24 protein-coding genes are annotated in these 23,793 nt (G+C 31.4%); 10 read left to right on the top strand and 14 right to left on the bottom strand.

Annotated elements, in window-relative coordinates:
- Nucleotides 1–724: 724 nt before the first annotated feature.
- The 3 genes from pdxT to ACJDTP_RS23005 form a co-directional block, all read right to left on the bottom strand.
- Complete coding sequence (pdxT, locus tag ACJDTP_RS23015; protein ID WP_077839339.1) at nt 725–1,297, bottom strand: pyridoxal 5'-phosphate synthase glutaminase subunit PdxT; 573 nt, start codon at nt 1,295–1,297, stop codon at nt 725–727.
- 1 nt (nt 1,298) lies between these two features.
- The gene (gene pdxS / locus ACJDTP_RS23010) at nt 1,299–2,168 is read right to left on the bottom strand and encodes a pyridoxal 5'-phosphate synthase lyase subunit PdxS (RefSeq protein WP_406762574.1); all 870 of its coding nucleotides are present in this window, start codon (nt 2,166–2,168) and stop codon (nt 1,299–1,301) included.
- A 269-nt stretch (nt 2,169–2,437) separates the two neighbouring features.
- Complete coding sequence (locus ACJDTP_RS23005) at nt 2,438–3,397, bottom strand: TRM11 family SAM-dependent methyltransferase (protein WP_406762573.1); 960 nt, start codon at nt 3,395–3,397, stop codon at nt 2,438–2,440.
- 434 nt (nt 3,398–3,831) lie between these two features.
- Here ACJDTP_RS23005 and ACJDTP_RS23000 point away from each other — a divergent pair, with 434 nt between their 5' ends.
- From ACJDTP_RS23000 to ACJDTP_RS22980, 5 genes are read left to right on the top strand one after another with little or no spacing between them, the layout of a single operon-like run.
- Nucleotides 3,832–4,986, top strand: a complete 1,155-nt coding sequence (locus ACJDTP_RS23000) for an ABC transporter substrate-binding protein (protein WP_077839336.1) — start codon at nt 3,832–3,834, stop codon at nt 4,984–4,986.
- A gap of 24 nt (nt 4,987–5,010) precedes the next feature.
- Nucleotides 5,011–5,886: a branched-chain amino acid ABC transporter permease gene (locus tag ACJDTP_RS22995; RefSeq protein WP_012061192.1), complete on the top strand. Its 876-nt coding sequence runs from the start codon at nt 5,011–5,013 to the stop codon at nt 5,884–5,886.
- 9 nt (nt 5,887–5,895) lie between these two features.
- Entirely contained in the window at nt 5,896–6,861 is a 966-nt protein-coding gene (locus tag ACJDTP_RS22990; RefSeq protein ID WP_077309996.1) for a branched-chain amino acid ABC transporter permease, read from the top strand.
- A gap of 4 nt (nt 6,862–6,865) precedes the next feature.
- Nucleotides 6,866–7,624: an ABC transporter ATP-binding protein gene (locus ACJDTP_RS22985; RefSeq protein ID WP_012061194.1), complete on the top strand. Its 759-nt coding sequence runs from the start codon at nt 6,866–6,868 to the stop codon at nt 7,622–7,624.
- Nucleotides 7,625–7,626: 2 nt separating this feature from the next.
- Nucleotides 7,627–8,331: an ABC transporter ATP-binding protein gene (locus ACJDTP_RS22980; RefSeq protein ID WP_017209934.1), complete on the top strand. Its 705-nt coding sequence runs from the start codon at nt 7,627–7,629 to the stop codon at nt 8,329–8,331.
- A gap of 63 nt (nt 8,332–8,394) precedes the next feature.
- Here the strand turns inward: ACJDTP_RS22980 and ACJDTP_RS22975 are convergent, their stop codons facing one another.
- A complete protein-coding gene (locus tag ACJDTP_RS22975; RefSeq protein WP_406762572.1) occupies nt 8,395–8,628 on the bottom strand; it encodes a hypothetical protein in 234 nt (77 codons plus the stop codon).
- A gap of 80 nt (nt 8,629–8,708) precedes the next feature.
- The gene (locus ACJDTP_RS22970) at nt 8,709–8,888 is read right to left on the bottom strand and encodes a hypothetical protein (RefSeq protein ID WP_406762571.1); all 180 of its coding nucleotides are present in this window, start codon (nt 8,886–8,888) and stop codon (nt 8,709–8,711) included.
- A 228-nt stretch (nt 8,889–9,116) separates the two neighbouring features.
- On the opposite strand from ACJDTP_RS22970, the gene ACJDTP_RS22965 reads away from it, so the two are divergent.
- The 3 genes from ACJDTP_RS22965 (at nt 9,117) to ACJDTP_RS22955 (ending at nt 12,326) form a co-directional block, all read left to right on the top strand.
- Nucleotides 9,117–9,266, top strand: a complete 150-nt coding sequence (locus ACJDTP_RS22965) for a hypothetical protein (RefSeq protein ID WP_406762570.1) — start codon at nt 9,117–9,119, stop codon at nt 9,264–9,266.
- Between the two features lie 264 nt (nt 9,267–9,530).
- On the top strand, nt 9,531–11,666 hold the full coding sequence (locus ACJDTP_RS22960) for a sodium-translocating pyrophosphatase (RefSeq protein WP_406762569.1): 2,136 nt from the start codon (nt 9,531–9,533) through the stop codon (nt 11,664–11,666).
- Nucleotides 11,667–11,906: 240 nt separating this feature from the next.
- Nucleotides 11,907–12,326: a CGGC domain-containing protein gene (locus ACJDTP_RS22955; RefSeq protein ID WP_406762568.1), complete on the top strand. Its 420-nt coding sequence runs from the start codon at nt 11,907–11,909 to the stop codon at nt 12,324–12,326.
- A 41-nt stretch (nt 12,327–12,367) separates the two neighbouring features.
- Here ACJDTP_RS22955 and ACJDTP_RS22950 read toward each other — a convergent pair whose 3' ends face one another.
- Nucleotides 12,368–13,258 (bottom strand): DUF4474 domain-containing protein, encoded by an 891-nt coding sequence (locus tag ACJDTP_RS22950; RefSeq protein ID WP_077841265.1) that lies wholly within the window; start codon nt 13,256–13,258, stop codon nt 12,368–12,370.
- 205 nt (nt 13,259–13,463) lie between these two features.
- On the opposite strand from ACJDTP_RS22950, the gene ACJDTP_RS22945 reads away from it, so the two are divergent.
- A complete protein-coding gene (locus ACJDTP_RS22945; RefSeq protein WP_012061202.1) occupies nt 13,464–13,877 on the top strand; it encodes an RrF2 family transcriptional regulator in 414 nt (137 codons plus the stop codon).
- Between the two features lie 113 nt (nt 13,878–13,990).
- Complete coding sequence (cooS, locus tag ACJDTP_RS22940; RefSeq protein ID WP_406762567.1) at nt 13,991–15,865, top strand: anaerobic carbon-monoxide dehydrogenase catalytic subunit; 1,875 nt, start codon at nt 13,991–13,993, stop codon at nt 15,863–15,865.
- A gap of 260 nt (nt 15,866–16,125) precedes the next feature.
- Here cooS and ACJDTP_RS22935 read toward each other — a convergent pair whose 3' ends face one another.
- From ACJDTP_RS22935 to ACJDTP_RS22900, 8 genes are all read right to left on the bottom strand, one after another.
- Nucleotides 16,126–17,325, bottom strand: coding sequence for an FprA family A-type flavoprotein (locus tag ACJDTP_RS22935; RefSeq protein ID WP_012061204.1), 1,200 nt, complete (start codon nt 17,323–17,325; stop codon nt 16,126–16,128).
- Between the two features lie 42 nt (nt 17,326–17,367).
- Entirely contained in the window at nt 17,368–19,272 is a 1,905-nt protein-coding gene (locus tag ACJDTP_RS22930; RefSeq protein WP_406762566.1) for an acyl-CoA dehydrogenase family protein, read from the bottom strand.
- A 630-nt stretch (nt 19,273–19,902) separates the two neighbouring features.
- Complete coding sequence (locus ACJDTP_RS22925) at nt 19,903–20,283, bottom strand: hypothetical protein (protein ID WP_406762565.1); 381 nt, start codon at nt 20,281–20,283, stop codon at nt 19,903–19,905.
- A 24-nt stretch (nt 20,284–20,307) separates the two neighbouring features.
- The gene (locus ACJDTP_RS22920) at nt 20,308–20,724 is read right to left on the bottom strand and encodes a hypothetical protein (RefSeq protein ID WP_406762564.1); all 417 of its coding nucleotides are present in this window, start codon (nt 20,722–20,724) and stop codon (nt 20,308–20,310) included.
- Between the two features lie 255 nt (nt 20,725–20,979).
- A complete protein-coding gene (locus ACJDTP_RS22915; RefSeq protein ID WP_406762563.1) occupies nt 20,980–21,399 on the bottom strand; it encodes a hypothetical protein in 420 nt (139 codons plus the stop codon).
- Between the two features lie 87 nt (nt 21,400–21,486).
- Nucleotides 21,487–21,819 (bottom strand): hypothetical protein, encoded by a 333-nt coding sequence (locus ACJDTP_RS22910; protein ID WP_406762562.1) that lies wholly within the window; start codon nt 21,817–21,819, stop codon nt 21,487–21,489.
- An 89-nt stretch (nt 21,820–21,908) separates the two neighbouring features.
- A complete protein-coding gene (locus ACJDTP_RS22905; protein WP_406762561.1) occupies nt 21,909–23,579 on the bottom strand; it encodes a recombinase family protein in 1,671 nt (556 codons plus the stop codon).
- Nucleotides 23,551–23,688, bottom strand: coding sequence for a hypothetical protein (locus tag ACJDTP_RS22900; protein WP_406762560.1), 138 nt, complete (start codon nt 23,686–23,688; stop codon nt 23,551–23,553). The genes ACJDTP_RS22905 and ACJDTP_RS22900 overlap by 29 nt, the downstream gene beginning before the upstream one ends.
- Nucleotides 23,689–23,793: the final 105 nt, after the last annotated feature.

The following is a 23,793-nucleotide window of genomic DNA, read 5'->3' as shown; positions in this document are numbered from 1 at the left end:
CTCAAATAAAAATTGCTGGTTTACTTAAATGTATTTATCTTATTCTGTTCAATTTTCAAAGACCAATTTTTCTTTCTTACAAATACTGTTGTAATGTTTTGTTGTTATCTGTCGTTTCTGACAGCTTATTCAGTATATCACCGCTTTTGAAGCTTGTCAACAACTTTTTAAAAAACTTTTTGAACTCATTTTTCAGTAGTTCTATTAGCTTTAAATTATTAATTCTGCATCTCTTAGCGAGGATTTTATCATATCATCACCATTCGACATTGTCAACAACTTTCGTAGAAAACTTTTAATTTCTTTTTTATTAAAATCTTTTCAGTTTTAAGTTGTTCTGTTTATGTCTCTTAGCGACGTGTTTTATCTTAACACATAGTCCCTTAGCCATTCCGTCAAAAGTCATTGTTTATATAACTTAAACTTAAAAGCCTCCACTAACCTCCATTTTACTTCTACTTTCTACTATTGACACACTAGGTATAGTTAACTATTTCTTACTTAGTAGATAAGTATATGATCTTATATTTAAAAACACATTATATAAATATGTATAAATTTATGCTACATAAATTCACTTATGTTTTTTATTAGATTTTCTTCTCCTAACTTCAATAAATGAGTTTAATTAATGTAAATAGAAAACCACTAAAAGATACATAGAAATTATTTTCTAAAGTATACTGTTTAGCAGTTTCCTATCAGCCTTAGCATTTTATTTATATTATTTCATCCATTTACCCTTTAGAAAATAATTTAGAAATGTTAAATCATTTGTTAATTCGGGATGAAAAGATGTTACTATAATATTATCTTGCTTAGCTGCTACTATTTTATTATCTATTTTGCATATAATCTTCACATTTTCTTTAATTTCTGTTATATAAGGAGCTCTGATAAAAACAAGTTCTATTTTCTCTTTAGATACCTCATCTATTGTTTCAAATGTTTTAAAACTGTCTATTTGCCTTCCAAATGCATTTCTTCTAACTTTGACGTCAATTAGCTTAAGGTATTTAGATTTCTCATTCTCTATTTCACTTGCTAGCAATATCATTCCAGCACAAGTTCCCCATGTAGGTATTCCACTCCTTATTTTCAGCTTTAGTGGTTCAATTAATCCAGTCATTTTTAGAAGTTTTCCTATGGTAGTACTTTCTCCACCAGGTATTATCAAAGCCTCAATATTATTTAATTCCTCTTCTCTTTTAACCTCAATCCCAATATGCCCCAATAAGTTTATCTGATTTATATGCTCAATTACCCCTCCCTGTAAAGCCAAAACTCCGACTATCATTTTACCATCCTCTTTCGGCATATTGTGTTTTTATTTCATCTACAGAAATTCCACTCATTGCACTTCCTAAATCAGTAGAAACTTCTGCTAATCTTTCTGGATCATTATAATAAGTAGTAGCTAATACAATAGCTCTTGCTCTTTTTTCTGGATTATCAGATTTGAATATTCCTGATCCTACAAATATACCATCGCTTCCTAACTGCATCATAAGAGCTGCATCTGCTGGCGTTGCTATTCCTCCTGCTGCAAAGTTAACAATCGGTAATTTTCCATTTTCCCAAACATACTTAACTAACTCATATGGTGCCTCAAAACTTTTAGCTACAGTCATTAACTCTTCTTTTGATGAAAATCGTATTTTCTTTATTTCTTCATTCATGGTTCTCATGTGCTTAACAGCTTGAACAACATCACCAGTCCCTGCTTCCCCCTTGGTTCTTATCACGGATGCGCCTTCACCTATTCTTCTTAATGCCTCACCAATATTAGTTGCACCACATACAAATGGCACACTAAAATCTTCTTTATTTATATGATATTTATCATCTGCTGGTGTAAGCACTTCACTTTCATCTATAAAGTCAATATTTAATGCTTCCAAAATTTGTGCTTCTACAAAATGTCCTATTCTAACTTTAGCCATGACAGGAATTGAGACTGCCTCTTGTATTTCCCTTATCATTTTAGGATCCGACATTCTAGCTACTCCACCTTCCTTTCTTATGTCGGAAGGAACTCTTTCAAGCGCCATTACCGCACATGCCCCAGCTTTCTCTGCTATTATAGCTTCATCTTTATTAGTTACATCCATAATAACTCCACCTTTTAACATTTGAGCAAGATTTCTATTTATTGTCCCTCTTTCCATAATACATAAATCCCCCTTTTTTCTAAGTTACTCATATAATAAAATATGTATGGATACAAATGCAAATGTATCCATACAATAACTCTAAGCTTAATTAAATAATTTAAAATATAAGAATATAGTATTATGATGAAACAATAATTCGGAATTTGTTAATAAATAAGAATTAATGACTAAAATACATGGGCTAAGCTTCTAAAAATACCTTCAAAATAAGAATATTTTCAGAAATCAATCTAAAATTTTCTTCATATTAAATTTATAACTTTCTACTCACAAATATTTATATATCTCTTAAACTTACCTTTGCATACATATGATTTATCAACTATTTTAAAACCTGCATCAGTAATACAATCATTCATCTCTTCAAATGTAACTATGACTAATCTAGTACTTATTCTGCGTGCACTTCTAATTAGAGATGTTTGTTCTTCTATGGTAGTTGGAGTAAACAGTCCATATGGTAAATCTATGATAGCAGTATCATATTTCTCTTCAATCTCATTCATATCTCCGTTAGTCACTACATTCTCATATCCGTAAAACTCCAAGTTCTTCTTTGCATTTTCTGCGATGCTTTTATTAAGCTCACATCCTACAACATCAATTCCCATTGAAAGCGCTTCAAGAATAACTGTTCCTACTCCACAACATGGGTCTATTAATTTGCATTCTAGATTGTTTTTAACTGCTATATTAACTAGTGCTCTAGCTACCCTAACACTTAAAGAATTTGAATACGAATACGGCTTATTATCATGAATATGCCACTTATAATCGTTTTTCTCGTACATTCCAAATATCCATTTTCCACAAATTTGTGTAACTCCAAGGATAACTTTAGGATTGTGAATTTCAGGCTCTCCTGTTATTACAAATCCTATCTGGCTAAGACTTCTAAGACGTTCTTCATAATCTATATCACTATATTCTGTTCTTAAGTAACAGACCTTAAACTCGTCATAAGCTAGCTTATCTTTTATGATGTTGTGTATTATTTGTTCTAAAGAATCTTCTTCATATACTACTGAAATCATTTCTTTTATAAACGGACTCCTTGATGCACTAATATAAAAATCTGAAAACAAATACTTCTCACTTGGTGTTTTACCAAAAAGACATTTCATCTCTAACTTACATAAATCTTCTTCAAATACAGGATACTTAATATAGTAAAAATACTTTTTATAATTATTGCAATCTAATTTTATTATTTTTTTATTCAACCAATTCACCATCTTCACTTTAAATATAATCTAAGTATTAATATTATTCTTTTCAACAATAACTGTCTATACATATCAATAAATCAACCTTCTTACTTATTAATATTATTTATAAATCACAATCTTAGTCTGCTATTATTCAAAAATTAGAATCATCCTTAAATCGAGAACATTTTTGAAAACACTCACACTTTTCAACCTATAACTTTACTCAACATAACATTATTTTTGATTAATTTATAAATCATGATAACGTTTTTATAATTATTTTATTATTTTTTATATAAAATATTAAATATCAATCTTGTAATAATCACTCCTATATGTTATTATATCAACAATATATACGATAACTTTATAGCATTTTATCAAAGTATTATAAAATTAATTATTATTTTAATATTATTTTTTAAAGTTAAAAGGGGGATAAATATATGAAAAAAAGTTTACTATCAGGAATCTTAGCCTCTGCTATGGCTATTACTCTTCTTGCTGGTTGTAGCGGAAATTCAGCTGGAGGTGGAAATAACGGAGATACCATCAAAATCGGTGCTATTGGTCCATTATCTGGTGCCGCATCTACTTATGGAGTTTCAGTAAAAGAAGGTGCTCAATTATTAGAAAAAGAAGTTAACGATGCAGGCGGAATCAATGGAAAAAAAATCAAATTTGTTTTTGAAGATGACCAAGCTGATCCTAATTCATCAATGCAAGCTTTCAATAAACTTGTTGATGATGAAAAGGTAAGCGCAATTTTAGGACCTGTTACATCAGGTGCAACACTTGCAGTAGCTCCAAATTCTACATCAAAACAAATTCCAATGATTACTCCAACAGCTACAGAACCAACAATAACTAAAGTTGGTGGAGATTATATGTTTAGAGGCTGTTTTGTAGATTCATTCCAAGGAGAGGTTCTTGCAAAATATGCTAGTGAAAAATTAGGAAAGAAAACAGCTGCAGTTTTATATAACGCTGGATCAGATTATTCAAAAGGAATAGCCGATAGCTTTAAATCAAAATTTGAAGGTGCTGGTGGACAAGTTGGTGAATTCTTAACTTATAATGATAAAGATACTGACTTTAAGGCTCAATTAACAAAAATTAAGAGCTTAAATCCAGATATAATCGTATTACCTGATTACTATAATGTTGTTGGTCTTATTGCTAAACAAGCTAGAGATATGGGAATAACTTCTCAATTCCTTGGTGGAGACGGATGGGAGTCAGAAGAATTAACTAAAATCGGTGGAAAAGCTGTAGATGGTGCATTATATATCAATCACTACTACTCTGGAGACTCAGATGAAAATGTAAAGAAATTTGTTGAATCATATAAAAAGGAATATAACAAAGAACCAGATTCTTTCGCTGCTCTTTCATATGACACATCTAAAATATTAGTTAAAGCAATAGAAAAGGCCGGAAAGACAGACGGTGCTGCTATTAAAGATGCTTTGGCTTCAATGGAAATGAACAGTGTTACTGGAAACATCAAATTTGGTAGTGATAGAAGCGCTATAAAGAGTGCTGCTATTATTAAAGTTGATGGAGATAAAAAAGTTTTAGCTGATAAAGTTAATCCTTAATCATTAAAAAGGGAGGAATATACAATGGAATTTTTACAACAAATCATTAACGGTTTAGCGTTAGGTAGCGTATATGCCCTCCTAGCATTAGGATATACAATGGTATATGGAATAATACAGTTAATAAATTTTGCTCATGGTGAGATTTATATGATAGGAGCCTTTTCAGGCTTCTATTGTGCTTCAACATTAAAATTGCCATTAATTCCAACATTATTAGTTGCTATGGCAGTTTCAGCATTATCTGGAATAATTATAGAGAAAATTGCTTATAAGCCTTTAAGAAATTCTCCAAGAATTGCTTTGCTTATTACAGCTATTGGTGTTTCTTTATTCCTACAGAATGCTATGAGATTATTAGTTGGATCTAATCCAAAACCATTTCCGGATTTAATTAATGCTGGGAGTATTAATATAGGAACTATTCAAATTGATATAAAGACAATATTAATGTTTGGAGTTTCTGCTTTTCTAGTTGTTTTACTACAATTTATTGTTTATAAAACTAAAGTTGGAAAAGCCATGAGAGCCTCTTCTCAAGATATGGAAGCAGCTTCTCTTATGGGGATAAATGTTAATAATACTATTTCCCTTACTTTTGCAATAGGTTCAGCCTTAGCTGGTATAGCTGGAGTTTTAGTTGCAATATCTTACCCTAGCATCACTCCTTATATGGGAGCTATGCCTGGACTTAAAGCTTTTGTTGCTGCAGTACTTGGTGGAATTGGAAGTATCCCTGGAGCCCTTGTTGGTGGAATTGCTATAGGATTACTTGAAACTTTTGCTAAAGCTTATATTTCAACTAACTTCTCAGATGCAATAGTATTTGCAATTTTAATTATAATACTTTTAATTAAGCCTTCTGGTCTATTAGGTAAAAAGACCAATGTGAAAGTGTAGGTGTTAATTATGAAGAATTTATTTAATAAAAAAAATATTTGTATAATTGTTGGAGTTTTAATAACATATGGAGTGCTATTTGGCTTAATAAGTGCAAATGTTATTAATTCATATTACAAAGGAATCATTACTTTCGCTTTAATAAATGTTATTTTAGCCGTATCCCTAAATTTAATTGTTGGATTTACTGGTCAATTATGTTTAGGACATGCTGGATTTATGTCCATAGGTGCATATGTATCAGCTATAATAACACAAAAAGCGCATATGCCATTTGTTGCTTCAATACTTATTGGTGCTGTGGTTGCATGTATATTAGCGGCACTAGTTGGATATCCTACACTGAAGCTGACAGGTGACTATTTTGCAATAACAACCTTAGCCTTTTGCCAAATTATCCAAATAGTAATTATGAATATTGATACAGTTGGTGGCGCACGTGGGCTTACCGGTATCCCAACAAAAACAACTTTTACAGTTGCTTTCATATTCATGATAGCTAGTATAGTCATAATAAAAAATATAATTAACTCGTCCCAGGGTAGAGCAATGCTTTCTATTCGTGAAAATGAAATAGCCGCTGAATCTATGGGAATTAATGCATTAAAATACAAAATGATGGCATTTGTTATAGCTGCCTTTTTTGCTGGGCTTGCTGGTGGACTTTATGCTCACTATTCTGGATATATAAAACCAGATCTTTTCGATTTTAACAAATCAATTGACTATCTAACTTTTGTTGTATTTGGTGGTATGGGATCTTTGTCTGGGTCAATTATTTCAGCTATAATGCTGACTTTTTTACCAGAGCTTTTGAGAAGTATGGGCGATTTCAGAATGGTTATATATCCATTAGCTTTAATACTACTTATGATATTCAGACCTGAAGGATTATTCGGAGATAAAGAAATTTCTCTTAAAATCTTTGGTAAATTAATACCAAGCAAAAAATCAGATGATAGAGAGGAGGCTTAATTCAATGCTAGAAGTTCAAAATTTATCAATTGTATTCGGTGGATTAAAGGCAGTGTCAGATTTTAATCTAACAATAAATGAAAAAGAAATTGTCGGGCTTATTGGACCTAATGGCGCTGGTAAGACTACTGTATTTAACATGTTAACTGGTGTTTATACTCCAACTGAAGGTACTATATCTTATCTTGGAGAAAAGATTCAAGGTCTTAAACCCTATAATATTACACAAAAGAAAATAGCCAGAACTTTTCAAAATATACGTCTATTTTCTCATCTTTCTGTTCTTGATAATGTTAAAGTAAGTTTTAACTATAGAATAAATTATTCTATATTTGATTCCATCTTTAGAACTCCTAAATTTAGGAAAACAGAAGCTGAAATTATAGATAAAAGTATTGAACTATTAAAAGTCTTTTCTCTCGATGGAAAAAAAGATGAGTTAGCTAGCAATCTCCCTTATGGCGAACAAAGAAAACTTGAGATAGTAAGAGCCTTAGCTGCAAAGCCATCTCTTCTATTATTAGATGAACCTGCTGCTGGTATGAATCCTCAGGAGACTGTAGAACTTACCAAGCTTATAGATTGGATTAAAGATAAGTTTAATATATCAATTCTTTTAATTGAGCACGATATGAAGCTTGTTATGGGAATCTGTGATAAAATAGCAGTTCTTGATTACGGAAAAAAAATTGCTGAAGGCACTCCAGAAGAAATAAAAAATAATCCTAAGGTAATTGAAGCTTATCTAGGAGAGGGGGCTTAAAAATGCTAAAGGTAGAAAATATTAATCTATATTATGGTGTAATTCATGCACTAAGGGACATTTCCCTTGAAGTAAAACAGGGTGAAATAGTGACATTAATAGGTGCTAATGGTGCTGGTAAAACTTCTACTCTTAGAGCTATATCAGGCCTTGAACCAATAAAATCTGGTACGGTCACTTTTAAGGGCTCTGAATTAAACAAGGTTGCAGCTAATAAAATAGTTTCTCTAGGTCTTTCCCATGTACCAGAAGGAAGAAGAGTTTTTCCTCAGCTATCGGTCTTAGAAAATCTAGAACTAGGTGCTTATTTAAGAAACGATAAAGCAGAAATTAAAAAAGACATGGAAATGGTATTTGCTAAATTTCCAAGACTTAAAGAAAGAATAAAGCAACAAGCTGGTACTCTTTCTGGTGGTGAACAGCAAATGCTTGCAATCGGAAGGGCTCTTATGAACAGACCTGAAATGCTTATATTAGATGAGCCTTCAATGGGGCTTGCGCCTCTTGTTGTTAAAGATATTTTTGATACAATTGTTGAAATTAATAAATCAGGAACAACTATACTTTTAGTTGAGCAAAATGCGAATATGGCCCTTGCCATTGCACATAGAGCTTATGTTCTTGAAACTGGTAATATAGTAAAATCCGGTGATGCACAAGTTCTTCTTAATGATGAAAGTATTAAGAGTGCATATCTTGGTGAATAAATAGTTAAATTAAGTTACTATAAAAAAAGACTGATACCCAAATCAGTCTTTTTTTATAGTGACTTAATCTAATCTCTTTTTCTTATAGGCATAAACAAAAATTCCAGCACCAATTATAATCCACAATAGAATTACTAATATATTATAAGCAAAATTTATATTTAAATGTTCATTAGTAAAAATTCTGCCTAGCAATATTTGCATGTTATAGTTAGGTAAAAAATTAGCTGCCATTCCGGCTATATTATTCATTTTTGCTAAAGCGCCCGCTAAAAATATAACCATGAAAAACGGCATTCCTATGGTTCCTGCACTAGCCTGATTTTCTGCTAAAATTCCTATTACCGCTCCAAGTTCTTATAATCACTATGTTTTATTTAGTCTATATATATTTCACCACTACCTATTACTTCTTTATCTAATATAAGATCTATTAATGTATTACTAAACTCCCTATCTGCTTCAATGCTTACCAAACTTCCCTTTTCAACCATAAGGTTTATATGATTTATGAAACTATTAGCTTGTTTTTTATATAAATTTTTTATTTTCAACATTATAAATTATTCTCCTCGACTTATACATTCAGTTAATTAATATACATTATAGGTAAATTATTACACTAGTTTATAACGATAGCAATAGTAGGCCTCAACATTCCATAAATACCATAATGTAAAATTCAATTGAATTTCATATTATATTAAATTTTATAAACAACGAATAGATAATTTTATTAATGATAAACTAAATTTGTATAAATGAAATAAAAGGAGGTTAAGTTTATGAGTTACAAAGAAAAAGAATCTCTAAAGAATGAGGCAAAAAAAATGATGATTGATGGAGAACATTGGAGTGCAATTAGAGAAAAAACTCATCTAAGACTAAAAGATTTACGAAGAATTCAAAGGGATGAAATAAATCCTAAGTTCTAAACTTCAAATTAATTACATCTAACAATTATAGATACTGCTATAAATTAAAATACTATGATTTTATTACTAAATTACTAAGCAAAGTAATATATTTAGAGGTTTCTCCAAACTTTCTATAAGTATATATTTACTTTGCTTATTTTATTTTGCTTAAGCATAATATATATTATAGAAAAAGTTGAAAATTTTTGAATTTTCTGAATATTTTGTTGTATAATATATATGTATAACAAATTTATATAAAAAATAAAGGGGATGTTTTAAATGGTACCATATTTTATGCTTATTTATAGTGTTATAATTATTTCACTTATAGCAATCATTTATTTGGTCAGGTATACATTTTCTCAAGACAAAGGCACTAGCCAAATGCAAGAAATATCAACTTACATTAAGGAAGGTGCTATGGCATTCATTAAAAGACAATATAAAACCATCTTTGTTTTATCCATTGTTGCTTTATTTTTAATCATACTTTCTAACTATTTCGGCAATGCATCAAAAGGTCCAAGCTCTGCCATATCTATATCTTTACATACAGGTATAGCTTTTATAACAGGCGCATTCTGCTCAGCTTTATCTGGCTATATTGGTATGTATATGGCTGTTAATTCTAATGTAAGAGCTGCTGCTGGCGCAAAAAAGGGGTTAAACAATGCTCTTCAAATAGCTCTTAAAGGTGGTGCTGTTACTGGACTAGCGGTTACTTCCCTATCTCTTTTAGGTGTAGCGTCTCTATTTCTTATCTATGGAGGTATTTCTGGAAACGATACTTTAATTAAAGAAGCCCCCTCTCTTATAGTTGGATTTGGGTTTGGTGCTTCCTTCGTCGCGTTATTTGCTCAACTTGGTGGAGGTATATATACAAAGGCTGCCGATGTTGGTGCTGATCTCGTCGGAAAGGTTGAAGCTGGTATCCCTGAAGATGATCCTAGAAATCCTGCTGTTATTGCTGATCTTGTTGGTGATAATGTAGGTGATTGTGCTGGTAGAGGTGCGGACTTATTCGAATCTACAGCCGCTGAGAATATAGGTGCTATGATTCTAGGCGTTGGGCTTTACCCTATATTTGGATGGAAAGGAATACTATTTCCGCTTGTTGCTCGTGCCCTTGGTATCATCGCTTCAATAATAGGTATCCTTGCTGTTAAAGTTAAAAATGATAATGATGATCCTATGAAAGCTTTAAAAGGTGGATTTGTTATCACTTCAATAATTAATTTAGTAATATTATTTTTCGTAGTTAAAGATATGTTAAGTGGTTCACTTGCAACTGGTGGACAAGTAAACTATATATATCTATATGGATGTGCAGTTGCTGGAATACTTCTTAGCTATGTATTTGTAGTTTTAACTGATTATTATACTTCAATAACCCATAAGCCTGTTAAAGAGATAGCTAATGCTTCTAAAACTGGAGCTGGAACTAATATAATAACTGGATTATCAGTTGGCATGGAATCAACTGCACTTCCTGTTGTTTGCATATCTATTTGTATATTTATATCTTATAGATTAAGCGAAATGGCATTACCTAATGTTGCAAATGCAGGTTTGTATGGTACAGCAATTGCAACCATGGGAATGCTTTCAACCTGCACATATATTCTTGCCATGGATACCTTTGGTCCAATTACTGATAATGCCGGTGGAATTACAGAAATGTCTGGAGCTCCCGAAGAAATTAGAAATGTAACTGATAGATTAGACGCATGCGGCAATACTACAAAAGCATTAACCAAGGGTTATGCCGTTGGTTCAGCTGCACTTGCTACTTTTCTATTATTTTCTGCATATCTAGATGAAGTAAAAAAACTTCTTGGAAAACCTTTAGATTCATGGTTTTCGGTTGATATAGGTAAGCCTGAAGTATTTATAGGTGGTTTTATAGGTGCTATGATAGTATTTCTATTTAGCTCTACAGCTATCCGTGCTGTTGGCAAGGCTGCTCAATATGTAATACTTGAAGTTAGACAACAATTTAAAGAAATACCAGGAATAATGGAAGGAAAATCAAAACCTGATTATGCTCGTTGTGTTGATATAGTTACAAAAGGTGCTCTAAAAGAAATGGTTCTTCCTGGAATCATAGTGATTTCTGCTCCTATAATCGTTGGAATCCTTCTAGGGAAAGAAGCTGCAGCTGGATTTTTAATGATAACCACCATTTCTGGTGTTATAATGGCTCTCTTCTTAAATAATGGCGGTGGTGCATGGGACAATGCAAAGAAGCTTATAGAATTAGGAGAGCACGGTGGTAAAAATTCCGAAGCACATAGAGCTAGTGTCGTTGGAGATACAGTTGGCGATCCATTTAAAGATACCGCCGGCCCATCACTCCATGTACTTATAAAACTCGTAAGTACTTTAACTTTAGTATTTGTCGCATTATTCGCATAAATTAATATTATTTATTTATAAAGAGGATCTGTAGTATATAATTTAACACTGCATATCCTTTTTTTATAAGTTCCTCTAATTTTTTTACTAATCTATAATGCTTTTATTTTGTCACTTATACTAAATTATATTTAATACCTTATATACTTTTATTGAGATATAATTAATTATATAATTGTTCTATATACAACTTATGTATACAGTTACTAATCACTTATTTAAAAAGGGGGCTAAAATTTAATGGATGAAAAATATGTAGTTATTATCCAGTGCGACATTGCTCATAACCGTTGTAGTGGATTTGCCTGTACTAATGCCTTTTACAACAGAGATGAAGTTTTTAAAAATTACAACGAATCAACCAGATATATTTCCTTCACCTGTGGAGGATGCTGTGGAAAAAGTATTGCTACTAAATTAGAACATCTCTCGAAAAAACTTAAGTTAAAAAATAACATAAATAAAGAAGATGTTGTGATACATCTATCATCTTGCATGACAAATGATAATTATCATTATGATAAATGTCCTCATCTAGATTATATTAAATCTATTGTATCCAAAAAAGGATATAATAAAGTTATAGAAGGTTCTTATATAAGTAAGAATGCTGAGAAAAAAAGAGCCAATGGCAGTTATAACTGCTATGACTCAATATAAACGTAAAGGCAGGATATATATTCTGCCTTCCTAATATTACGTTACTCAGTTTCAGTATTTTTCATGCTTCTCAAATATTTTCTCAATACTGCTTTATCTACTATTTCTGAATAGATTTCTGGTGCCTGTTTCTGAATTGCATTTATTTTATCTGTTAAATTATTATATATTCTAGTAATATCATTATATTTATCGCATAACAGTTTATTTTTCATTTGTATGATCTTATCAGTCTGCTCTGTCCTAGTAATAGGTTGAGGAGTATGCGGTTTATCAAATGTTAAACCTACAGTATTTCCATTTACAATAAACTCTTTATTTTCTTCATATCCTATCTTTTTTATTGCTTGTACAAAGGAACTGCACATTTCTTCATCCTTTAAAGTAATATTCAAATACATGACTAGTTCAGAAGGCTCTGAATATTCACCAAGTTTAAAGCCTGCTAACCACCAATGCTTATCATCTAACGCGAAAAGTGTTTTTCCATTCTTTTTTAGCAAAAGAGAGATTGTTAATCTATCTTCATCGCTAGCGCAATTATAAAACATATACTTATATACTTCTGGTAAGTTTAATATAGGCTTTTCAGCTGTATAAATACCGACTTCACATCCAGTATTCAAATCGTATTGACCTTTCCATAATTCAATTAACCATATTCTATTATTATATTCAAAGTAGATTGGTTCACAATCTACTATCATTCCAAAAGGTGCTGATGCTTCATCATACAATCTACTATATCCCATATTTCTTTGCCATGCATTCATATTACTATAAAATATATCTTGTACTGAATCATAATCATAACCAGCAATCTCTATTCCTTTATCTATTGGCTTTTCAGATTTAATAATTCCCAATAAACTTTTATTCATATTTTTCAGTATACGGATTCCAGTAAGCATTGTTATAAAAGATCCAAACATAAGCCTCACCTCAAATAAATTGCTTTACTTATATAGTATTCCCTCTATAATCATTATGTTAAAAGACACTCATGAATTTTATTTAATGTATATTATTATTTATTCTATTTAATTGCGATATCGCCATAACCTAAACATTGACAATTACAAAAAATTGTACTATGATAAATTATACCAAACGGGTATACTTTAAGGAGTAAATTTTATGAATATTAATCAAGAATCTGATTACGCATTTAGAATAATACTTATGCTATCCAAAGAAGGTTTAGATAACAAACTTGATGCAAAATCTCTATCTGAAAAAGGAAATATTCCTCTTAGATTTTTATTAAAACTAACTAGAAAGTTAACTCAAGCAGGAATATTAAAGTCTTATAGAGGTGTTAATGGTGGTTATGCTATAACTCGGGAGCCTAAAGATATAACCTTAAAAGATGTGGTTGAAGCTATACAAGGTCCAATTATTGTGACCAGATGTGTTTACGATGGCAAGGCTTGTAGTGCAAATAAAGCTGGTCACTGTTCTATACACAAGGCTTTATACAATATTCAAAATACAATGATAAATGAACTAGAAAAGGTTAACTTTGATAAACTAAAGAATGATCCATGGTAACTTTATACATGTAAATATAAGAGGCGAAAGCCTTTTATATTTACTTAAAACTATACCTCTTTAGTATACTTTTGGGTTGAATATTAAATATAAAATTAAAGGAGATGATCAATATGTCAATGTGCACATCAGCAGATTGTAAATTATGTGAATTTTTATCATCAAAAGAAGATCTAGAAACATCATTCAACAGAGTTGAAACACAAAAAGCAAAATGTAAATTCGGAAAAGAAGGAGTCTGTTGCAAACTCTGCTCAAATGGTCCATGTAAGATAACACCTAAATCACCTAAAGGTGTATGTGGTGCGGATGCTGATACTATCGTATCAAGAAACTTTTTAAGAGCGATAGCAGCAGGTTCCGCATGTTACCTTCACGTAGTGGAAACTACAGCAAGAAACCTTAAAGATATTGGTGAAGGAAAAGGCAATTTAAAAATAAAAAGCCCTGAAACATTGGATAAGCTTGCTGAAATATTTGATATTGTTGAATCAGATATAAATGCCAAAGCAATTAAAGTAGCTGATGAAGTTCTTAGGGATTTATATAAACCAAGATTTGAGAAAATGGAATTGGTAGAGAAATTAGCTTATGCTCCAAGATATCATAAGTGGAAGGAATTAAATATTTTACCTGGCGGTGCAAAATCTGAAGTTTTTGATGCTCTAGTAAAAACTTCAACAAATCTAAATAGTGATCCTGTAGATATGCTGCTTAATTCACTTCAACTTGGAATTGCTACTGGAATATATGGTCTAGTGTTAACTAACCTTCTAAATGATGTTATGCTAGGTGCTCCAAAAATCAGACAAGCTAAAGTTGGCTTTAGAGTAATAGATGAGGATTATATCAACATAATGATTACAGGTCATCAGCATTCTGATATTGCACATCTTCAAGATAAATTAATTGATGAGAATGTCACAAAAAGAGCAATGGAATTAGGTGCAAAGGGCTTTAGATTAGTTGGCTGTACATGCGTAGGCCAAGATCTACAGTTAAGAGGAGAGCATTATACTGAAGTTTTTTCAGGCCATGCTGGAAATAATTATACAAGTGAAGCCGTACTCGCAACTGGTGCTATAGATTTAATTGTCTCAGAATTTAACTGTACAATACCAGGACTTGAACCTGTAGCTGAGAAATTTAATGTAAAAACTATCTGTATAGATGATGTTGCTAAGAAGAAAAATGCTGAATATATAAATTTTGATATGAGAAACGCTGAAGAAATTAGTGAAAAGATTATTGGCGAAGCATTAGAAAGCTATAAGAACAGAAGAAATAACGTCACAATAGACATTCCTAAAGATCATGGGCATGATGATGTTGTGACTGGTGTTAGTGAAGGATCTTTAAAAGAGTTCCTAGGTGGAAATTGGAACGGTCTTATTGACTTAATAGCAAAAGGAAAAATCAAAGGGATAGCTGGTGTTGTAGGCTGTTCGAACTTAACAGCTAAAGGCCATGATGTATTTACTGTTGAGCTAACTAAAGAATTAATAAAAAGAGATATTTTAGTTCTTTCAGCTGGATGTTCTTCTGGAGGCCTTGAAAATGTTGGTCTTATGTCTCCTGGGGCAGCTGATCTTGCAGGCGATAATCTAAGAGATGTGTGCAAATCCCTAGGCATTCCACCAGTATTAAACTTTGGTCCATGTCTAGCTATTGGAAGACTAGAAATGGTAGCAACTGAACTTGCTGAAAACTTGGGTATAGATATACCTCAACTTCCACTTGTATTATCGGCACCACAATGGCTTGAAGAGCAAGCATTAGCCGATGCTGCATTTGGACTATCATTAGGTCTGCCACTGCATGTTGCAATATCTCCTTTTATAGATGGAAGTGAAGTTGTCACTAAAGTTTTAAAAGAAGATTTAGTGAATATAACAGGCGGTAAGCTTATTATTCAAGAAGATGTAATTAAAGCTGCTGATGAGTTAGAGGAGATTATCGAAAACAGAAGAATAGGATTAAACATATAAGAACCCATTAAATATAGGAAATAAAAAACTACATTTTTAATATATATAATGAATCTGGATGGTAACATATTCAGATTCAATTTTTCATTGAAATACATATTATGAATTAATTTCTTTATCCTATATAATTGATTCTTTGAATAATATGTCTCAACATTATGAACCTTTAAGCTAATATTAAGTGCTATTATCTTTATCATAATTTTAATCAACTCGTTATTATAATTTACGAGTTGATTAAAATTTATATCTCTTCTGTGTTATTTCATTGATTCAATAATGCTATCAGCAATAGATTCCATTAAATCCTCATCGCTTTCTTTCATGCTAGAATTAATTGAAATTTCATTATCCAAAATAGTCATATCTTTCATTTCTTCTAATAATTCACGCATTAATTTACCTGATTGAGGCGCCCATGATCCATTTTCAATAATAGCAAAAGTACGTTTTTGAAGGTTTAATGCCTTCATATCCATTATATAGTCAAGCATTGGTGGATAAATCTTTAAATTATAAGTAACTGATGCTAACACAACGTGACTATATTTAAATGTTTCAGAAATCAGATATGAAACATGAGTTTTGGAAACATCATACATAACTACATTGGTAATCCCTTTTTTAACCAATCTTGTTGCTAACTCATTTGCTGCTGCCTCTGTATTACCATACATTGTTCCATAAACAATCATCACGCCCTTTTCCTCAGGTGTGTAGCTACTCCATTTATCGTACTTATCAAGTAAGTATCCAAAATCATTACGCCATACTGGTCCATGTAACGGACAGATAATCTTAATATCTATAGTGCCTGCCTTTTTTAAAAGAGCCTGAACATGAGGGCCATATTTACCTACAATATTTGTGTAATACCTTCTAGCATCATCAATCCAATCACGATCAAAATTTACTTCATCGTTAAATAGCTTTCCATCTAATGCGCCAAATGAACCAAAAGCATCAGCTGAGAATAATACTCCATTTGTAGTATCATATGTTACCATAGCTTCTGGCCAATGTACCATAGGGGCAGAAACAAATACAACATTATGCTTTCCAAATGACATAGTATCTCCTTCTTTAACTTGTTCTACCTTGTCTTCTATCTGGAAACCAAACTGATGCATAAATAAAAATGCCTTCTCAGTACATATTATCTTTACATTAGGATAGCGGATAACAATTTCTTCAATACACGCTGCATGATCAGGTTCCATATGGTTAATGACCATGTAATCTAAGTCTCTATCTCCTAAAACTCCCTTAATATTCTCAAGAAATTGTCTGCAAATTGACCAATCTACAGTATCAAATAGCACTGTCTTTTCATCTAAAAGTAAATAAGAATTATAAGAAACACCTCTTGGAATAGGATGAACATTTTCAAAAAGAGCTAGGCGACGATCATTTCCTCCTATCCAATAAAGATCTTCAGTTACCTCTCTAACACAATACATAGCTAATCCTCCTTTAAACAAAAAATTTATTTATTACCTGCTTTAAACTTCTATAAACATATCTTTTTCTTCACCACAAGCTGGGCAAGTCCACTCTTCAGGTAAATTTTCAAAAAGTGTTCCTGGGTTTACTTCACCTTCTAGATCACCTACTCCAGGATCATATTCATAACCACATCCGTTACATACATAATGTTTCCAAGTTGGAGTGACTTTCTTTGGAATAGCTCTCTTCATCTTTTTCATTGGTGGAGCCTCTTTCTTTGCTTCACCATTGTCTAAAGCTTCAATAAGTAGAGGTAATATTTCCATCAAATCACCAACTATACCATAATCTGAGTTTTTGAAAATCTTTGCATTAGGGTTTATATTAATTGCAACAATTGTAGAAGCATCCTTTATACCTTTTAAATGTTGACCTGCACCTGAAATACCACATGCAATATAAAGGTTTCCTTTAAATTTTTGCCCTGACATACCAACGTAACGATCAATTGGAACATATTTTAAAGTTTCAGCTACTGGTCTAGAAGAACCTATTGCTGCACCAGCCTGAACTGCAAGCTTTTCTATAAGATGCATATTTTCCTTTTCTCCTATACCTTGGCCTACACTAACTACTCTCTCCGCCTTGCTTATTGGAGTATCTATAGGAATTCCCACAGAGAAATCATATCCATCCTTCTTAAGAGCTTCTACAAGAGAATTTACTCTCTCTTCAGGTGTACCATCTTTATAAATTACTTTCTTACGATATCCTGTTGCAGGTTCCCTTGAAGTTTTTGCTACACTCTCTGTTTTTGGCATTTTTCCTATGATATTAGCGGCTATAACAACACGCTGGATTTCATTAGTTCCTTCATATATAGTGCAGATTTTAGCATCTCTATAGGCACGCTCAACTTCCATACCTTTAAGGTATCCGCTTCCCCCAAAGATTTGAAGAGCATCGTTGACAATCTCAAGACAAACATCAGAAGCATATTGTTTAGCCATTGCTGCTTCCATGCTGTAATGCTCATGATTTTCTTTAAGCTCTGCTGCACTGTAAATAAGGAATCTTGCTGCTCTAAGTTTTGTAGCCATATCAGCTAATTTAAATGCAATTATTTGTTGCTGACAAATAGGTTTACCAAATTGAACTCTTTCTTTTGAATACTCTAGTGCATTCTCATAAGCACCTTGCGCTATTCCTAGAGCTTGGGCAGCAATACCGATACGTCCACCATCTAATGTAGACATAGCAATTTTGAAACCATCGCCTTCTTTACCTAATAAATTTTCCTTAGGAACTTTTACATCATTAAAAATAAGCTCTGCAGTAGCTGATGAACGAATTCCCATCTTATCATAATGCTTACCAAAACTAAAACCTTCTGATCCCTTTTCAACGATAAATGCACTAATACCTCGTGTACCAATATTTGGTGTAGTTACTGCAAAAACAATATAAATATCTGCTTCGCCACCATTAGTGATAAATATTTTCTCACCATTTAAGATATAATAATCTCCTTCTAGTACAGCAGTTGTTTCTGTTCCTCCTGCATCACTACCTGCATTTTCCTCAGTCAAACCAAATGCTCCAAGCTTTTCACCCTTTGCTAATGGTACTAAATATTTTTGTTTTTGCTCCTCATTTCCAAAAGCTGCAATTGGATATGTTCCTAATGATGTATGTGCAGATAAGATTACTCCTGTCCCGCCATCAACTCTTGATAATTCCTCGACAGCTATCGCATAGCTAATCACGTCTAAGCCAGCTCCTCCATACTCCTTTGAATACGGAATACCCATCACTCCCATATCAGCTAGCTTTTGAACTACTTCCGAAGGGAATTTATTTTCTTGATCCAACATAAATGCAATAGGTTTAACTTCCTCTTCAGCAAATTCTCTTATTTTTGTTCTCAAATTTTCATGTTGTTCTGTAGTTTTGAAAAACATAAATACACCTCCCTTTAATTATACGGTTTCACTAATGTAATTCTATGAAATCTGTAAAACCATATTCCCAATCATATTCCTTAAATGTATACCTAAACCGTATACATTCATTGTATACCTCTAAGGTATACTTTTCAACTGTTATTTTATCTATTTTATTCCATAATAGACAATTAAAGCTTAAAACTCCTCTTCTTTTAAAGATAATATAACTTTTCCTTCCATTATCTTATAAAAGCAATTATTTTTACTTGTAAGGTTTTTCTTTATTTGTATTCCCCCTTATTTAATTTAAGATATATTTAAAGTTTCTATATTTATATCAACACTTATAATTATGCTATTTACAATACTATTATTAACATTAATATAAACTATAATAAAAAAAAGCAGATACCAATTACGTAACTACTATTTTTTATTGATTTAATTTATTTTTCTTTTATGTCTACTTATGATATGGTTCACCGTATCAGTAGTAAGTGATATAGTTTTTTTATATTCAAATAGGATACCTATTATCTTATATATCCCACTAATTACCAGGCTTGGTTTTTTATAATGCTTCTAAATGCATTGATTTCATTTTTTAATCACATTTTTATTGATTTTAAAGCTACTGTTTTATATTTATTTATCTTTTATTCTAAACAAAGATAATCCATTTTCGTTTCCAGTTACTGAAGACACAATACTATCATTATCAAAAATAATTCCGCTTAGTTCAGTATCTGATAAAACGGCTCCTTCTATATCTGTTATATCTCCTCTTTTTATTCTTTTTGATAATTCCCTTCCAATGTATTGAGCCAATGAGGTATATACATTGGAGCCTTTTCCACCTACTTTATACCCCATTGCTTCAACATCATTGTGAAATTCCTTATCATATTTTATTGCTAATTGATACACCGACAAGAATGATTGTCCTAAATGTGGGTGCCTAACCTTTTCCCGCGATAAAATTCCTCTTAACTTATCTTCTAAATTATAGTTCTTCCAATCGCTCATAATAATTCCCTCCTACTAAAACTTTTAGTCTTCTATTTTTTGTATTTCAATAATACTAAATAATGCATTATTTACATTAGAAAAAGCTTCTCCCCAATTGTATCTATGATATAATTTTCTACTCACAAAATTCCCTATATATCTTGAAACTTGTTTCTTATTCTTATCATCAATATCATATATATCTGGTAATTCTAATCCTAGAACCAAGAAAATACTTTTTATATCTAGCATTTCAATATAGGAATCATCCTTATTAGATTTATTATGACTTTCTAATAGTTCAGTTACATCTTCTTTTTTGTTACTAATATCTGTTCCTTCTTTTGGATACTTTAATTTTAGTACTGCAATATATTTATTCTTTTTTGGGGGTTCAATTTCATTTAGTACCTTATCACTTATATACCGCTTGTACTCACCAAACCTGCTCTGTAACATTTTCTTCATCTCCACTATTCCAATTTTTCCTTTATTTGTATTTATTATATCACTGGTTAGACTTGTATGTCAATATATATTTTCTATAGCATTGTATAGTAACAAAATCTATGTAGTACGTTTTTCACATAACTTTTCATCAAAATTCTTTTAAAAAACAAAAAGAAAGAGAACCTCTTACATATGAACTTAGTTCTCCTCCGTTATTTAGATATATAAATAAGTTTCATTAATGTTAATTTGTATTAATGCTAATCATTGAACTAAATTAATTTCTAACACATTAGTATCTTTTCTATATAGTAACTTTACAGCTTTTGCATCTATAATATTGTAATTTTCTTGTTTTGCAAACTTCATTAATCCTTGAAGCGAATAAATTCTAGCTTGCTTTTTGTCAATTTTTCCAACAAATTCTCTTCCATATATACTAACTGTGATTTTATCCCCCTCTCTATTCACTAATTCGTTAAATAATTCTGAGTTTCTTGAGTAAGTTATAAGCCCATAATTTAGCCATGAAGAACTTGGGCGTGTACTCTCTATTATTATATTTTCTCTATCTATATTATCAGTTTTTATCGATGAATTTTCTCCATATTCTTCTACTTGAACATCTGATGAACCATCTTCGAATATACTAATAGTTATTGTTCTTATTTTTTTAGCTTTCATTGTTTTTCCTCCAAAACTATGATTCAAATGCGATTAATTGGAAGAAAAGATAAATCATCATATTTTTTCTTCCAATACTTATATTAGTTAAACTAGATTCTTAATACTATTTTGTAAGTGAACATTATTTGTTCTACTTAATAAAATATTTCTTAAATCTGTATTTAAATTTTTGATAGCATCTTCTAGTGCCTTATCAAAATTTTTTGCACCCTTTAATCCTAAATTGCCATTTATAACTTTATCTAATCCTCTAATATACTTATCTTCGACTGTGCTAAAATTTACACCTCTAGCTTTGCTTATCTGATGTGTAGCTTCTACTCGTGCTTCAGTAATACTCTGTCCATTAGCCACCTTTTTCCTAGTTAAATCTACCACTTGAATTATTTGTTTAATACCAGTATTGCCTACAGCCATTTAAATAACCTCCATCATTGAAATTTTCTTGTTTTTTTCTTGATATTTTCAGATTATCACTTTTTTAAATTTGTGTCAATATTTTTTTATCATATACAAATTTTTATATTCATAGAATTTATCCTCAACATTCTTCTTGAAACAAAATAGGAAGACGAACCGCCTCCATTATCATCTGGACTTGGTTCGCCTCCATTGCTTAAGTACATTATTAAGTTATCATTTATGTTAAGCTCTATTGATTCTATATCTCTAGTTTTGTTTATGGTTATTTTTGAAATCAGCATATGCAGTAGTCTCTTTTGTTGTTCCCTTGATGTCAACTCTGATAACATCTTACTGAAACTTGATAATATTTCTCTTACAAACTCATAGGAAACCTCTTGCGCACCATCGTCTAAGATATTGCTCTTTATGCTGTTTACCTCCTGTTGGAGCATTTCTTCTCTAGATAATATTTCTGACATTCTATCTGAGAAGTCTTTTTTAGTTATTATGTCTTCTTCATAGGCTTCAAACGCCTTTTTCTTGTTTGCTTCTAGCTTGTTCAGCTCCTTCAAAATCTTTTCTAGTTCACCTTTTGATGGGTCTACCATTGCTTTTCTAGTTGTATTTATATTTTCTACTATGTCTTTAATTAACTTATCATTATTCAGTAGTTCTGATAGCTTACCAAACACATATTCATTAGCTTTATCAACATTGATTGAATTACTATGGCAAACTGCAGTTCCTTTATTCTTCCAAGCACCGCAACAATAGTATTCTCTCCTACGCTTTGTCCCATCTTTTCTTGTACCTATACTTCTACAAATCACCATTTCAGTTCCACATACTGGACATCTTAGTACTCCAGTCAATGGAAATTCTCCATCATATATTCTAGATGGCTTTCCCTTATTAGCTTCAATTTGTTTTTGAACCTTATCCCAAAGTTCTTGTCCTATTATAGACTTATGAATTCCATCTACAATTAGTGGATTTGAGTTCTTGTTTCTCCTTCTTTTTTCGCTCCAATTAGGTCGTACATTATATCTAATCTTTCCTATATATATTGGATTCATCAATATGTCTTTTATTGAACCTACTGAAAATGCTTTTCCTCTTTTAGTTGTATACCCAAACTTATTTATATAGTTTGTTATTGCTTTATATCCATTACCTTCTGAATACTTAGTAAAAATAGCTCTAATAACTTCTGCCTCTTTTTCGTTTATTACAAGCTCTGTATCTCTTCTTTTCTTATTAGTTGAATTTTCTCTTTCCTTTACATCATAGCCAAAGACAATTCCACCATTCCATCTACCTTCCCTAGCTCTAGCCATCATTCCCATCTTTACATTTTGAGCTATTGTTCCTCTCTCAAATTCACCTATTAAAGCCATCATTTGAAATTGCATTTTTCCTGATGGTGTAGTTGTATCAAATGGTTCTGTTGCTGATTTAAAAGTTATATTATATTTTTCAAATAAGTCTATAATATTTAATACATCCTTAAGACTTCTACTTATACGGTTCATTTTCCATACTAGAACACTATCAAATTTACCTTCTTGTGCATCCTTTAATAATTCTTTTAATGCAGGTCTACTTTTTATATTCTTTCCACTTATACCTTTGTCTGCATAAACCTTATATATTGTATCCCCATGTTTAATACAATTATCACTTAGAAGACGTTCTTGTTCTCCAATACTATACCCCTCTTCTGCCTGTTCTGTAGTAGAAACTCTACAATATATTGCTACTTTCCTCGGCATTTTCATTCACATCCTTACTATCAAATTTTCTGATACTAGCTTTAAGGATGATTTCCGAAATCACCTCGATTATTTGATTTATTGTTGCTTGCTCCTTTTTGTATTCCATCCTTGCTCATCCTTTCTAGCATCTAAATTTATAATATATATTTAATAATCAGTTATAATCGATTTTTTAAGTATTACTAATTAATTAGCATCCGAAAACTATAAT

Source organism: Candidatus Clostridium helianthi (assembly GCF_045310795.1).
GTDB lineage: Bacteria > Bacillota > Clostridia > Clostridiales > Clostridiaceae > Clostridium > Clostridium helianthi.
This window is presented reverse-complemented; position numbering and strand designations above follow the sequence as displayed.